Consider the following 14,155-nt stretch of genomic DNA (forward strand, 5'->3'; position numbering starts at 1 on the left):
GGCCACCAGATGGGCGGAGGCCCGGCTGCCTATCGGGGGGACGAGGCCGGCTCGTGCGCGGGGTCCTGCGGACCGTTCGATTCTGGCTTCGGCCGACGGCGGGAGGTCGGCAGGTCCCTGGCCCGGCGGATCGGCGAGAAGAGCAGGATCAGCGCGGCCAGCGGAATCCCCGCCGTGGTGATCCACATCGCGGTGCGGAGGCCGAGCGCGGTGCCCAGCGCGCCGCCCAGCAGCGCTCCGAGGGGGATCGTTCCGTAGTTGAGGAACGCCGTGGTCGCGGTGGTCCGGCCGAGCAGCTCCGGTGGGCAGTAGCGCTGCTGGAAGCTCGCCTTGATGACGTTGCCGGCCACGACGCCGGCCGAGACGCAGAACCCGCCCGCCACGAAGAACAGGATTCCGGCGCCGTTCGTGGTGAGCGGGATGAGCAGGGCGAAGAGGGGGAGCCCCAGCTCGAAGAGGAGCGTCGCGCGGGCCGTACCGATCCGCCCGGCGACCCGGCGCGCGGCGAAGGCCCCGGCGACGCCTCCGGCGCCGGCCGCCGCGACGAGCGCGCCGACCGCCCCGGAGGACAGCCCGACGGTCTTGACCAGGAAGACCACTCTGATCGACTGGTACCCCATGAGGGCGAGGTTGGAAGCCGCGCCGAAGAGCGTCAGTGTACGGAGCCAGGGGTCGCCCGCGACCAGCCGCAGCCCCTCGGCGAGCTCACCGGCCAGAGCGCCGCGGTGGCCCTCCGGCCCGGCGGTGGCGCGCGGCGACCTGGGAACGCGCGGCTCCGTGTGCCGGATGCCGGAGAGGCAGAGGAGGGAGACGAGGAACGTCGCGGCGTTGGCGAACATCCCGTTGACCGCTCCCGCGAACTGCGCGATGAGGCCGCCGGAGCTGAGCCCGGCGATCTGTGCGGCGGACGCGCTGCCGTGCAGCTTGGCGTTGCCCTCGGGCTGGTCGGCGGGGTCCAGCAGGGTGGCGAGATAGGCGCTGTAGGCGGTCTGGAAGAACACCGTCGCCGTGCCGGTCAGCAGCGCGACGGCCAGCAGCAGACCGATGCTCAGCCGGCCCGCGGCCGCGGCGGCCGGGACGGCCGCGAACAGGACGAAGGAGGTCGCGGCGGCGCCCAGCATGATCGGCCGGCGCCGCGACCGGTCCACCCACACACCGACAGGCAACCCGATGACCAGCCACGGAGTCCAGGCGGCGGCGGTCAGCAGCCCGACCTCGAACGTGCCGGCGTGGAGGACGGAGACGGCGATCAGCGGCATGGTCACCCCGGTGACGGACGCGCCGAACTTGCCGGCTGTCTCGCCGCACCACAGCAGCCGGAAGTCGCGATGCCGTCGAAGGAGGCCGCCGCGTTCGGTCGCGTTCACGCGGAGCCGCGCTCATGGCGGGGGAAGGACTGGAGCTGTACGACCACGGGCGACGCGCTCGGGTCGGGTACGGCGTCCGGGGCGGGGGTGTGGCGGGCGACGACGGCCATCAGCTCCGCGTTGAGCGCCGCCAGTTGGTCCGGTGTCATGCGCAGGTCGGGCCAGTCGGCTACGGTGCCGGCGCTCCGCCAGGTGTCGTCCCAGTCCTCGCTGAGGTAGTTCGTGACGCGGCTGAAGTACTGCTGCACGAGCTCGTGGAGGTAGACCGACAACGCGCCCCGCGCGTCCGGCTCGTCGTGGAAGTCGGCCATGTTCAGCTCGTTCGTGGCATCGGCCCGCCGCCACCAGCGCTCGCGCTTCGTGCCCCGCCCGGTCTCCTCCTCGATGAACCCGTGCTCGGCGAGGTGGCGCAGGTGCCAGCTCACGGTCCCGGTGTTCTGCCCGACGCGTTCGGAGAGTCCGGTGGCGGTGGCCGGGCCGTCCAGACTCAGCAGCTCGAAGATCCGCATCCGCAGGGGATGCGCCAGGCCGCGCAGGCTGTGGGCGTCGAGGCGCCGGGTGGGCTTGACGGATCGCGGGGTGACGTCGTCTTCGGAAGGCATACCGGGACAGTACGTGTTGCAGAGACTCCTTTGCAAAGGTTTCTCTGCATAGAGGTCTCTGCATGGAGATCTCCGCAGAGGTGCGTCCGCGGAGAAGGCTGTACGGGGCCTCGGGGCTCCAGGTGCCGGACCGCCCGCTCGTCCCGCGCCTACCGGGCCGCCGGTTCCGGGAGGCCGGCCGGCGCCCTGGCTCCGGCTGGGAGGGCCGGCGGCGAGGCGAGGGTGTTCGGTGCGGCCGATATCTGGATTTCCTCAGCTTTCAGCGCTGAATTGCGGTACGGGCGGAATCGGTGAGCACACCATCGATCGTTTTCCGCCACACATCGCGGAGTCATTTATTCCGTCGTCGAGGGCTGCCTAGGCTCAAGATCCGCAAGCAGTTCGATCAGTTGACCGGAGGAATGCGACATGCGTACACGTGGACGCGTCACCGTAATGGCAGCCTTGTTCTCCGCCCTCTCCCTGACGGCTTTCGCGCAATCGGCGGTGGCCGCTTCGCCCACGGCCCAGGTGGCGGACAAGACGTCTCCCTGGCAGGTGTCCCAGGGCAGCGCATCGGCCGCCGGCACCCATACCAACAAGCCTCTCGTCTTCTTTCAGCGGATTACCGTCGAGGGCACGTTCAAAAACACCGGGCCGGGCTGTTCCACGCTGTGGTTCCAGTGGGGCGACCAGAGCGGCGCCAGCTTCGAGAAGTCCGCCAGTTCGTGCGGTCCGGGCTCCGTTCCGGTCAAGGCCCAGGCCGATGTCCCGACCTCGGGAAACAGCTTTGTCTACATCTGCAAGGGGACTGAGGACGTCAAGGATTGCGGTTCGCGTGTCCTGATCAGCTGACATCGGAGTCCCCCGGCCGCCCCCGTTGAGGCGGTCGATCCAGCCGAGGCCGTCCAGCGCCTGCGCGCCGGGGTCGTGGACCGGCACCGCTCCCACCCCGGCGCGCCGCAGAGCTGACCGCGATGCCGCCTCGGCCGTGATTCATCCTCGGCCGTGATTCATCCTCAGCCGCGATGCCGCCTCGGCCGCGTCGCCGGCCGGCCTCTGCGGTCGTTCGCTACGGCCGTTCTGCCGGGACCGGCCGAAGTGCGGGCCAGCGGGTGACCATGCGGCGGCGCATATCGGCGGTGAGACCGCTCACGCCGCCGAGCGAGGCGTGTGCGGCGGTCATCCGGCTGACGACGCCGAGCCGGTGGACAAGCCGCTGTCGAGCCGTCGCGGTGCCCCACTCCCAGTCCTGGTGCGGGATCCGCGCCAGGTGGTCGGCGCCTTCGCGGCGGGCGCGCTCGACCAGGGCGTCGCCGCGGAGCAGCCAACCGGTGCACGCGTCGGCGAGGTCGCCCTCGGGCTCGGAGCCGGTCGCGGTGCGCCACGTCGTGCGGTACGCGCGCTCCGCCCGTTCCAGCAGCGGCGCGGATGCCGAAGTGACACACCAGCAGGTCGGGAATCCGATGCGCAGATAGGCCAGCTCCGTCAAGCCGTTGCCCAGCGACGCCTGCTCGAAGTCGATGAACTTGATCCCCGTGGCGGTGTGCAGGTCATTTCCAGGACAGGGGTCCCCGTGGAGGAGGGCATGGCCGGGCGCCCGGCCGAGGCGGGACACGAGGTCGTGGAGTTCGCCGGAAACACCAGGAGCGACAGGGGACTTGAGGGCTTCCGCCAGCCCGAGGAAGGACTCGATGTCGGCCCGGTCCGGGCCACGCCACCGGGGGAGCGCCCCCGCGTCCTCCGGGCGGGCGGTGGCATGCAGCCGCGCCAACGCGGTCGCGTAGCCGACGATCCAGTCGCCGGACGGGCGCCGGTGCTCCAGATGTTCCAGTACGAGCATCCGCTCCGCGGGATCCGTGGCCAGCAGCGCGGGTGCCACGGGGGTCCCGGCGCGGGTCGCGATCCGCTGAGCGGTGACCTCGCGGGCGTACCGCTCGTCGGCGCCGGGGCCCTCGACGAGCTGCTTCACCACCGCCGACTTCCCCGATGGCCCCGATGCGCGGGGCAGTTCGACGTGCCACACACGCGACCGAGGGCTGCTCTCCAGCCTGCGAGAGCGCTCGGGCGCCCCCAACTCGGCCCGCAACCCGTCCCCGAACACCAGCGGTGATCCCATGAAGGATCATCCTTCCACGCGCCCGTGACGGCCGTGGGGCACGGCGATTCCCGGTACGAGCGGAGGCCGGGCCGACGACGGGTCCTCCGTTCACCCGGCGCCGCGCCGGCGGCAGAAGCCCAGCAGGCGACCAGCCGTTGAACAGCCCATGCACTCCCCGCGATCCCTACAACCGCAGACGGCGTACCGCATGTCGAAGCAGATGCCGGAACCACCGGCGACCCACAACACCCGCGGAGCCCCTGTGAATACCCGTATACCGCTCGCCCGGCTGGCCACCGCCGCCGCCCTCGCCATGGCCACCACCGCCATCGGCATACCGGCCGCCCACGGAGCGGACGCCTCCGCCGAGCCGGAGGACCCCTTCAAGGTCACCCTCTCCAGCAGCGCCGCGACGACCGACTTCACGCACCGCACCGTCGACCTCACCGGAACGGTGAACCGCGCCGACGGCACCCCCGCGGCGGACGTGCCGGTCCAGCTCGGCCAGAACGTCACGTTCGACACCTGGAACCCGTGGGGCGACCCCATCGATCCGAACGAGCGGGAATCCCGCAGCCTGGGAACCCTCCGCACCGACGCCCAGGGGCGGTTCGCGCTCTCGGGCGTCCGGGCGGACCGCTGGGAGAACACGGAGAGCAAGTTCCCGATCCCCAGCCACGAGGTGGAATTCCGGGCGTCGTACGACCCCGGCGACCCTGATGACGGCCACTTCTTCTTCGCCGACACCTCGGTGACCGTCCAGCCGGTCACCAGCACCATCAGCTACAAGGCCGACAAGACCAAACTGCACCCCGGCGACACCCTCACCGTCACCGGCAAGGTCGCCTGGCCTGCCGGGCACGGATCGGTCAAGGGCACCCGGGTTCTGCTGCGGACGTACTACGAGACCGAGTCCAACGCGCAGGCCACCGCCGACGCGAACGGCAACTTCACCGTCCGCGCCAAGATCAGGAAAGACGACCACGATTTCGTCCTCTTCTCCGCCCCCAAGGACTACTACATCGCGGGCGCGAGCAAGGAACTGCCGGTCAAGAACGTCCCCCGGTGACTCACGCGCCCTTCGGCCCCCGCCTGTCGCCTACCGCGTTCCGTCACCGGCCGCCGTGGCGCGGTCGGTGACGACGGGCCGCGGCGTTCCCGGTCTGACCAGCAACCGCCGCCGCCCAGGGGGTGCTTGGAGGTGCACCGCGAGGCCGTCCACCGTCACGGAGATCCCCCGCGGAAGCACCTCGTCGAGGGCGCGGTCGGCGTATTCGCCGAGCAGGACGGCCGATACGTAAACGGCTTCGCCCGCGGGGCCCACGGGCCCGGAGACGTACGGCACCGCTGAGAGGGGACCGAAGGCATTCGTGCCGGCCCCGTGCCGCACGCCGCCCGCTGTCCAGCCGTGCAGCCCGAAGACGGCGCTGACCAGGCCGTCGGTACGCCGGACCGCGGCAAGTGCCCCTTCTCCAGGGTGAGTTGTCGTACGTGCGGTCGGCCGCGTCCGGTCCGCGAGGGCATAGCCGCCCTCGCGGACCGTCCATCCCGTCGGCGCGACGACCCGGTGCACCCGGACTTCCCACTGGTCGCACACGATGGACACGCTGTCGATACGGCAGTTGCTCCCCGACTCACCACAGGAGCCGTTACGGAGCTCGTCGCGGCGACCGCCGGGCGACGCGTCGTCGTCGAGTCGCGGCCGGTGCCAGGACGCGGCGTAGCCATCGGCCACGATCACGCGGTGGATGCGCTCGCGCCGCGAGACCTGCCCGGCGGGCGAGACCAGGGCGATGTGGTTGTCGAGCCGTTCGCGCGCGGCTTCGCCGACTTCCGGCCCCGTACGCGAGGAGTAGGCGAGCTTGGCGTAGTGCGGATCGTCCCGGTGCGTGGCCGGCGGGGCCGTCAGGTAGTGGCTGCCGTGGTTGAGCAGCCGCACCAGACCGTCCCGCCGGGTGCCGTGAATGAGGAAGCCGGGCGCGGGGAGCGGCCTGACGCAGTCCCCGTCCTCGATGGGCAGCCGGCTCTCGGCAGCGGTCCACACGGGGTGGTCCGGCGGGAGGAGCAGCCCCAGGAAGCCTTTGCTCGCGGCGTACGGCGCCCCCGGGCCGCTGTACGCCTGCGTGCCGGGTGAGAACTCCCCGTACCACCCGAGCGGCAGCAGCCCCCGCGGGTCCGGCGCGCCGCGCCGTACGAAGTGGCGCAGCGTGGCACTCGCCAGCCGGCGGGTGAGACCGGGCGGCAAGGGCGGCTCCGCGTCCTCCCGGCCGCTGCCATGGGCCCAGGCGCCGAGCCAGACGGGGGCGAGCGAGGCGAACCGGTAGGGGAGCGACCGGCCGTGGTGCACAGGGGCGCCATCCGCGCCGAACAGGTGGATGTACTGCGTCAGGAACGCGCGCAGCCGCTCCCGGTAGACACCGGCGCGGACGTGCCCACCCGTACCCGCGATGTGCGCCCACAGCAGGGTGTAGAGATGGAAGCCCCACGCGTTGTAGTAGTCGAAGCGCTCCCCGGCGTCGTAACCCGCGCCGGGCAGTGAGCGGATCCTTCCGCCATCGGCGTCGCGGTAGTCACGGCGCCGCCGCGGGCCGTCCTGGTACCAGCCGTCGCCCCGATACCACTCGTCCACACGCGCGAGCCCCGCTTCGATGCCCGCCCGGTCGGACAGCGCCCCGATGGAGCAGAGGAACTCCTCCACCACGACTTGGAAGAGCACGTGGTTGTTGTCCCTGGTGCGCCGGCCTGCCACACCGGTGAGCCAGTGGGCGACGCGGTCCTGTTCGGACGGGGCGAGCCGGTCCCACAGCCACGGCCTGGACAGGTGGAGGGAGAGCGCGATCCCCGCGGCCTCCACGATCTGCTGGGAGCCGTCGGCGATGTCCGGCCACGCCTCGGGGCCGTCGGGGCGGGTCCCGGCGACCAACCCCCGCGCCCAGCGCTCGGACCTGCTGGACGGGTCCGCGCCCCCGGCGCCGGCGAGGCGGATGGCGACGAGGAGGAAGCCGCGGGCGAAGCCCTCCAGGCCGTCGACGCGGCGACCGGACCAACTGGGCGCCCCCGGCGGATGCACCGCTGCTCCGTACGGGCTCATGTACGGCCGCAGCGCGTCCAGCAAGTGATCGGCGACGGCCTCCCAGTGGGCCCGCGTCCACCCGGTGTGGGGGGAGCGGAGGCGGTCCTCCGGGGGGAGGAGGAGACGGGGCGGGCGCGGCTCCGGAGATCTGCTCAACTCTGCCTTCCTTTCCCGCCGGGGTGTGGGGACCGCCGGGGTCTGGGGACCGCTGGGGCGCGGCCGGTCAGCCGGGGCGGCACAATCCCGCTGCGGTTGCGGAACGTGGTCGTGTCATCACTATTGGTACGTGTAGGTGGCTCGCGCATGTCGCGAGCGCCGCACCGTCGAGTTTTTGGGACAGGCCATGACAGCGCCAATCACCGCCTCCGGCAGCGCGTCGCCGGCCGCGCGGCGACCGGTACCGGACTTCGCCGACACGACCTGCGTGATCACTGGCGGGGCGTCCGGCATCGGCCGCGCCACGGCGCACGCCTTCGCCGCGGCGGGAGCGCACGTCGTCCTGATGGACCGGGACGCCGACCCCCTGCACCGCACGGCCGAGGAGCTGGAGGGGAAGGCCACCGCGGTGGAAGGCGACATCTCGCGGCAGGCGGACTGCCGCGCGACAGCGCGGGCCGCCGAGGCCGTCGGGCTGCCGGTGCGCGCGCTCGTCAACTGCGCGGCCACCTTCCTGGCCCGCGACGCGCGGGCCCGGCCCGAGGAGTGGGACCAGAGCCTGGGGACCAACGTCAAGGGCAGCGCGATGATGACCGCCGAACTGGGGCCCTTGCTGCGCCTGGCCCAGGGCGCCGCCATCGTCAATGTCGCGTCGATCTCGGGGCACATCGCGCAGCCCGGCCAGTGGACGTACAGCGCCGGCAAGGGGGCGCTGCTGGCGCTGACCCGCTGTCAGGCACTCGACCTCGCCGACGACGGCATCCGGGTCAACAGCGTCTCCCCGGGGCTGGTGTGGACCCCCGAGATCGAGCGGATGACGGGAGGCGATCGGGCCGGCTGGGGGCCCGTACTGGGTGAACACCACATGCTGCGGCGCGTGGGGGAGCCGGAGGAGGTCGCCGCCGCCGTGCTGTTCCTGTGCGGCCCGGGCGCGACCTTCATCACCGGCGCCGACCTCCCCGTCGACGGCGGTTACCTCGCCATGGGCCACAGCAGATCGGAGCCGGCGACATTGCCGGGACGGCGCGACGCCCGATGACCCCCACCTTCTCCCGCTGAAGGAGCCCCGCATGCTGCGAGCAGTTCTGGCCACCGCCAACCCGGCCAAGGCCGCCGAGATCCGCGCCCTGCTGGACGGCTGCCTGGACCTCCTGCCCAGGCCCGCCTGGATCCCCGACGTCGTCGAGAACGGGACGACCGTCGAGGAGAACGCCTACCTCAAAGCCGTCGCGGTGGCCCGCGCCACCGGGTGTCCCGCGATCGCCGACGACACGGTGATGGAAGTGGACGCGCTCGGCGGCGCCCCCGGGCTGCGCTCGGCCCGTTACGCGGGCGAGAGCGCGTACGACGCCGAGAACACGGCGAAGGTGCTGGCGGAGATGGCGGGCGTGCCCGCGGCGCAGCGCGGTGCGCGGGTACGGACCGTGGCCCTGCTGTGCCATACGGACGGCCGACGGGTGGTCGGCGAGGGCGTGGCCCGCGGGCGCATCACCGAATGGCCGCGCGGCGACGCCGGGTTCGGTTACGACGCCGTGTTCGTACCCGACGAGGGGGACGGGCGCACGCTCGGCCAGATGACGGCGGAGGAGAAGGCCGCGCTGTACTGCCGGGGACGGGCCTTCCGCGGACTGGCCGCGCGACTGGGGATCGGCGCGAGATCCCCGGGTGCTGACGAGGGCCTGGTCGGTCCGGGCGGGACTGACGCTCAGGTGCGCGTCAGGCAGGGCGGGACTGACGGTGAGGTACGCGTCAGGCCGAGTGGGACCGACGGTGAGGTACGCGTCAGTCCGGGCGGAACCGCCGACGAGGTACGCGTCAGGCCGAGTGGGGCGGAAGTCCGGAGCCGCGTCACGCCGGGCGGGACCGGCCGAGCCCTGCGGAACCGGTGAGGAGCCCGGCATGTCCGTCACGATCGAGATCGCGGGACACGCCACGGTGCTGGTGCGCGCGCACGGCTTCACGCTGCTGTGCGATCCGCATCTGCACGACAGTTACCGCGGAGGGCTGATGGGGTTCGCTCCCGCCCGGCGGATCCTGACTCGGGCCATCCCTCGGCCCGACGCGGTATGGATCTCCCACTCCCACCGCGACCACTTCGACATCGCCTCCCTCCACCGCCTGGACCGCACCCTGCCGGTGCTGCACCCCGACGACCCCCGCATCGCCCACGCCCTGCGGCGACTCGGCTTCACCGATACGGCCGTGGTGCACGACTGGATGACGCTCACCCCGCGCCCGGGGCTGGAGCTGATGTGGACGCCCTCGACCTTCGACGGCCCGGAGCACGGCCTGGCCGTCCGTACGCCGGACCGCTTCGTGTGGCACATGGTCGACAGCCTGGTCACCCCTGCCTGGGTGGAGAGGCTGACCGAGGCCGGACCGCCGGATCTGCTCCTGATGCCCTGCCAGCCGATCATGGAGACCCGCAGCGTGGAGGGGGAGCCGCCAGGGGCGGACGCGGACTGGGCGGAACCGCTGACGGCGCTGCTGGCTCAGGCCCGCCCTGCCCATGTGGCCCCGCTGCCCGAGGGGCAGTACGGGCTCGGCGACGCGGCCTGGCTCAACGCCCACAAATTCCCCGTACCGCCCGACCTCGTGGACCAGGTCCTGAGCGCGGACGATCCGAACCGGAAGATCCTGCGCGCCGAACCGGGGGACCGGATCACCGTGACGTCCACGGCGGGCGTGCGGCGGGAGCGGAACGCGCTGGCATGGGTACACGCCACAGGCGAGCACCGCGACCGCGCGTACCACCCCGGCTCCCGGATCGGGCCGCTCGCCGCGGAACACCGGGCCGCGCCATCGAGGGACCGGCCTGCCGAAGCCGGGCAGTCGCTGGACCGACTGCTGGGTCTCCCGCCCGCCGACGAGGAAAGCGCCGGTCCCTTCCCCTCCCCGGCGCCCGCCCTCGGGGAACTCGCCGCGAACGCGCACGGCCGGTTGCGCGAGACCGTCTACCGCTTCGTCGTGGTGGACTCGCGCGCGCTCCCCGCGGCCGTACGGACCATGCGGCTGTGGGCGTCGGGCCGCCTCACCGCGGAACCGCCCGCGACCGTGCCGGACATCGAGGTGGCGGTCGCCGCCAGTGACCTGGACGACCTTCTGACCGGCCGACTGGGCTACTCCGCCGCGCAGTACGGCGGCCGGTTGCGCGAGATCCGGCCCGGCCCGGCCGCCGACGCCGCCCCGGGCCCGGCGCTGATCACCAGCCGACACGACCCGCTGCCCGCCCACGGCGCAGTGGCCCTCTCCGGCATCGGACTGTCCGCCCTGCTGCTCCGTACCCGTCTCGGGTCCCCGCCGGCGGAGCTGGACAGCGAGATCGAGGCGTGTCTGCACGGGCGTCCGGTCCGGTCGCCCACCGCGGCCCGCTCTCGTACGCTCCACCCTTCGCTGGAATTCCCTGAAGCCCCTGAACCCCCTGAACTCCACAGACCCCCCGGCCTCGTTGAACGTCCCGCACTCCCGCCAACGCACGTACCGGGGCAGCACACCGTGTGGGCGCGCATCGGACGGTGCCTGGCGCGCGGCGAGGACCCGGGCCACGCCTCGGGCACCGTCATCGACGGGGACCGGTGCCGCTATGCCGGTGTGCTCGGACGCGCCCCGTGGCCCGCGCCCCGGACCCAACCCGACGACGGCCTGGGGCTTCTGCTGCTGGCCTGCCTGGTCGAGGCGCAACCGCACCTCGGCGGCGGCGTGCGGTTCCCCGCCGCGTCCTACCGCCAGTTGCTGACCAACATCGAAGCCTCGCCGATCCGCCGGTGGCAGGTGCTGCGCGCCCTCCCCGAAGGGGCCCGAGTGCCGCGGTGGCGCGCCGCCTCACTGTTTCCCGTCTCGGCCGACCGGCTGCGCGCCGACCTGGCGCGCCGGGGGTGGCGCGGAGAGATCCTCGATCCGGCACCGCCCTTGGGAACGGCCGGCGGGAGCCCGGCAGAACAATGCTGGTGGTTGGGCATCCCGCCCGTACGGGCAGTCGGCTCGCCGAGCCGAACCCTGTGGGTGGAGGAGTCGCCCGGATGCCGAGTGCACGGGCTGGTCGGAGACGGATCGGAAGCGACCACCGCCCTTCTCGGGGGAGGCGGGGCGGACGGCACGTGGGAGCGGCCCGACTTCCGGGTGTGGGCGAGGTGGCACACCCCCGCGCCTGCCCCGCAGACCGCCGGAGCCGCGGTCCTGGACGCGCTGCTCCGCGGCGACGCGCGCTTCTCCTGGCTGCTGCCGCCGCGGGAGACATATACGCGTGCCGGACGGGAGGTGGACCCGGTCGCGTTCGCGGAGCGGGTGGCCCTGCTGTCCCTGGCGCGCCTGGCCCGTACCCGAGTGCCGGACGGGGCGGCAGACCCTCCGCGTACCGCACCGACCCACTCCGCCCCCGACCGCGATCCCGACCCCGATTCCGACCGTGCCCCCGACCCCGATTCCGATCCTGATCCCGGTCTCGATTCCGCCCCCGATCCAGGTCCCGATCCAGGCCCCGGCTCAGGCCCTGCCCTCGATCCGAGCTCCGATTCCGCCCCAGATCCCCGCCTGTTGCCGACCGAGCCGTGAGGAACGCGATGCTCACCGACCTGCCACCGGGGCACCGCCCCGCCCACCGCCGCGCCGCATGCGTGATCCTCGACAGCCGAGGCCGGGTCCTGCTCACCGACCCGCCAACGGGGTCCGGGGCCGTCGGCCTCCCCTGGGCCGTGGTTCCTGCCGGAGGCACGGCACGGCAAGCCGCCGCGGCAGCCGCCGGGCGCGCCTGCCGGCAACGCGTGTCCGGCGCCCGACTGGACTACCTCACCGAGCTGTATCTCCCCTCCGGCCCGCACCGCGAGGAACCCTATGACCTGCGGGTATTCGCATGGCGGCGCGGTACGGCCACCACCCGGCCGCCCGGCCCCCACCTGCGGTGGCGGGCCCTGGACAGCATCGCGGACGGCGAGCTGGAACCGGCGGCCGCACACTGCCTGAGTGAGGAGGCGCACCGGCTCTCCCGCCCGGCGGCCGAGGACGATTCGCCCGTGGCCGACATCGAGCGCGCGGCACGGCTTCTGATCGGTCCGGTCCCGGCCCTGTGGCGGGAGGCGGCCCCGGCCCCCATCGTGGTCCTGGGACCGCCCGCCGTGGGCAAGAGCACGCTGCTCAAGCGGCACACCGCCCGCGCGCCGCGGACCCGACATGTGCGGGACATCGTCCCGGTCAGCCGCGGCCGGGGGCGCGGCGGGGCACGGGAGAACTACCTGACCCGCTATCTGCGCGGCGACAGCGGCTCGGCGCTCCTCTGCCAGATGGAGACCCTGCTGCTGCGCGTACTGCAGAACCTGCGCACCGGCAGCGGCAGCGTGCTGGACCAGGACGTGCACAGCTCGCTGGCGTACGCGAAGGCGATGCGGCTGAGCGGCGCGCTGAGCTCGCAGCAGTACGAGACCTACTACCGCTACCACCACCTGATCACCTCGGCGCTGCCGCCGCCGGCGGCCGTGGTGCACCTGACGGCCCGTACGGACGTGCTGATGCGCCGGATGCGGCGCCGCGACCGTGTCCTGGAGCGCTCCTTCACCAGTTCTTACGTGTCCCTGGTGTCGCAGTGCTTCGAAGACGTGGCCGAAGAGCTGTCGTCGCGCGTGCCGGTGCACCATCTCGACGCCTCCGAGATGTCGCCCGGCCAAGTGCTGGAGCGCTTCCGGGAAGTGGTCCCGGAAGCGGATTCCGCCCCCAGCGAGGAGCCCATCGAGAACCTCACCGAGGGCCCCACTCAGAACCCCGTCCAGAACTCAGTCCAGAACCCCGTCCAGAAGAGGAGCAACAGCCATGGCCGCACCCACGTACGACTGGCGTAACCCGGGCCCCGCCCCCACCGAGGGCCCGCTCACCGACACCTTCGGCCGCGTCGCGGGAGATCTGCGGATCTCGGTCATCGACAAGTGCAATCTGCGCTGCACTTACTGCATGCCGGCCGAGGGACTGCCCTGGCTGGAGAAGGACGAGATCCTCAGCGTCGACGAGATCGACCGCCTGGCCCGCCTCTTCCACTCCCTGGGCGTGCGCGAATTCAAGATCACGGGCGGGGAGCCGACCGTACGCCGCGAGCTGCCCGAGATCGTGCGGCGCGTGTGCGCGCTGGAGGGGGTGGACGTCTCCATCACCACCAACGGGCTACTGCTGGACAGACTCGCCGGACCGCTGCGCGAGGCCGGGCTGCGGCGCGTCACGGTCTCCTGCGACTCGCTGCTGAGCCACCGCTACGCCGAGATGACCCGGCGGGACGCCTTCGCCAAGGTCACCAAGGGGTTGGAGGCCGCCCGGGAAGCGGGGCTCGACCCGATCAAGATCAACTGTGTGGTCATCCGCGGGACCAACGACGACGAAGCGGTCGACTTCGCGCGCCTGGCCCGGGAGGGCGGCTACGACGTGCGCTTCATCGAGTACATGCCGCTCGACGCCGAACAGACCTGGGAACGCGAGAAGGTGGTGCCGGCCGAGGAGACGCTGGCCGCCGTCTCCTCCGTCTTCGACCTCGTCCCCGTCGCCCAGAACTCGCCCCAGCCGGCCACCTCCTTCCGGTTCGCCGACGGCGCTCCCGGCGCCCTGGGCTTCATCCCCTCGGTGACCAACCCCTTCTGCGAGAGCTGCAACCGCATGCGCATCACCGCCGAAGGGGCCTTCCGCGTCTGCCTGTTCGCTCTGGAGGAGACCGACCTGCGCGCCGCGCTCCGCTCGGACGCCGACGACCCCGGACTAGAGCGGATGATCCGCGAAGCCCTCTGGCACAAGTGGCCCGGACACAAGATCAACCACCCCGACTTCGTCCGCCCCGACCGCAGCATGTCCATGATCGGCGGCTGACCCCGATGCGCCGACCGGCCCGGCGGCACCGGGGCAGGAGCAC

At 72.5% G+C, this 14,155-nt stretch carries 11 protein-coding genes; 7 read left to right on the forward strand and 4 right to left on the reverse strand.

Features of this window, described 5'->3' with window-relative positions; translation table 11 throughout:
- Positions 1 to 29: 29 nt before the first annotated feature.
- Entirely contained in the window at positions 30 to 1,367 is a 1,338-nt protein-coding gene (locus AC07AB_RS12935; RefSeq protein WP_478564573.1) for an MFS transporter, read from the reverse strand.
- Positions 1,364 to 1,969, reverse strand: a complete 606-nt coding sequence (locus AC07AB_RS12940) for an ArsR/SmtB family transcription factor (RefSeq protein WP_478564576.1) — start codon at positions 1,967 to 1,969, stop codon at positions 1,364 to 1,366. Before AC07AB_RS12940 ends, AC07AB_RS12935 begins: the two co-directional genes overlap by 4 nt.
- Before the next feature lie 408 nt (positions 1,970 to 2,377).
- On the opposite strand from AC07AB_RS12940, the gene AC07AB_RS12945 reads away from it, so the two are divergent.
- The gene (locus AC07AB_RS12945) at positions 2,378 to 2,803 is read left to right on the forward strand and encodes a hypothetical protein (RefSeq protein WP_478564578.1); all 426 of its coding nucleotides are present in this window, start codon (positions 2,378 to 2,380) and stop codon (positions 2,801 to 2,803) included.
- A gap of 217 nt (positions 2,804 to 3,020) precedes the next feature.
- On the opposite strand, the gene AC07AB_RS12950 is transcribed toward AC07AB_RS12945, so the two are convergent.
- The gene (locus AC07AB_RS12950; protein WP_478564580.1) at positions 3,021 to 4,067 is read right to left on the reverse strand and encodes a phosphotransferase family protein; all 1,047 of its coding nucleotides are present in this window, start codon (positions 4,065 to 4,067) and stop codon (positions 3,021 to 3,023) included.
- Between the two features lie 244 nt (positions 4,068 to 4,311).
- Here AC07AB_RS12950 and AC07AB_RS12955 point away from each other — a divergent pair, with 244 nt between their 5' ends.
- Positions 4,312 to 5,118: an acyl carrier protein gene (locus tag AC07AB_RS12955; protein WP_478564582.1), complete on the forward strand. Its 807-nt coding sequence runs from the start codon at positions 4,312 to 4,314 to the stop codon at positions 5,116 to 5,118.
- Positions 5,119 to 5,148: 30 nt separating this feature from the next.
- Here the strand turns inward: AC07AB_RS12955 and AC07AB_RS12960 are convergent, their stop codons facing one another.
- Complete coding sequence (locus AC07AB_RS12960) at positions 5,149 to 7,278, reverse strand: DUF2264 domain-containing protein (RefSeq protein ID WP_478564584.1); 2,130 nt, start codon at positions 7,276 to 7,278, stop codon at positions 5,149 to 5,151.
- A 187-nt stretch (positions 7,279 to 7,465) separates the two neighbouring features.
- Here AC07AB_RS12960 and AC07AB_RS12965 point away from each other — a divergent pair, with 187 nt between their 5' ends.
- Genes AC07AB_RS12965 through moaA form a run of 5 tightly spaced genes read left to right on the forward strand, consistent with a single transcriptional unit; the run spans position 7,466 to position 14,112 of the window.
- Positions 7,466 to 8,317, forward strand: coding sequence for an SDR family oxidoreductase (locus tag AC07AB_RS12965; RefSeq protein ID WP_478564586.1), 852 nt, complete (start codon positions 7,466 to 7,468; stop codon positions 8,315 to 8,317).
- A 31-nt stretch (positions 8,318 to 8,348) separates the two neighbouring features.
- Positions 8,349 to 9,167, forward strand: coding sequence for a non-canonical purine NTP pyrophosphatase (locus AC07AB_RS12970; RefSeq protein ID WP_478564588.1), 819 nt, complete (start codon positions 8,349 to 8,351; stop codon positions 9,165 to 9,167).
- Positions 9,168 to 9,177: 10 nt separating this feature from the next.
- The gene (locus tag AC07AB_RS12975) at positions 9,178 to 11,829 is read left to right on the forward strand and encodes an MBL fold metallo-hydrolase (protein WP_478564590.1); all 2,652 of its coding nucleotides are present in this window, start codon (positions 9,178 to 9,180) and stop codon (positions 11,827 to 11,829) included.
- Between the two features lie 8 nt (positions 11,830 to 11,837).
- On the forward strand, positions 11,838 to 13,106 hold the full coding sequence (locus AC07AB_RS12980) for a deoxynucleoside kinase (protein ID WP_478564592.1): 1,269 nt from the start codon (positions 11,838 to 11,840) through the stop codon (positions 13,104 to 13,106).
- Positions 13,078 to 14,112 (forward strand): GTP 3',8-cyclase MoaA, encoded by a 1,035-nt coding sequence (gene moaA / locus AC07AB_RS12985; RefSeq protein ID WP_478564594.1) that lies wholly within the window; start codon positions 13,078 to 13,080, stop codon positions 14,110 to 14,112. The genes AC07AB_RS12980 and moaA overlap by 29 nt, the downstream gene beginning before the upstream one ends.
- Positions 14,113 to 14,155 lie beyond the last annotated feature (43 nt).

This window comes from Streptomyces sp. NPDC044033 (assembly GCF_056434425.1).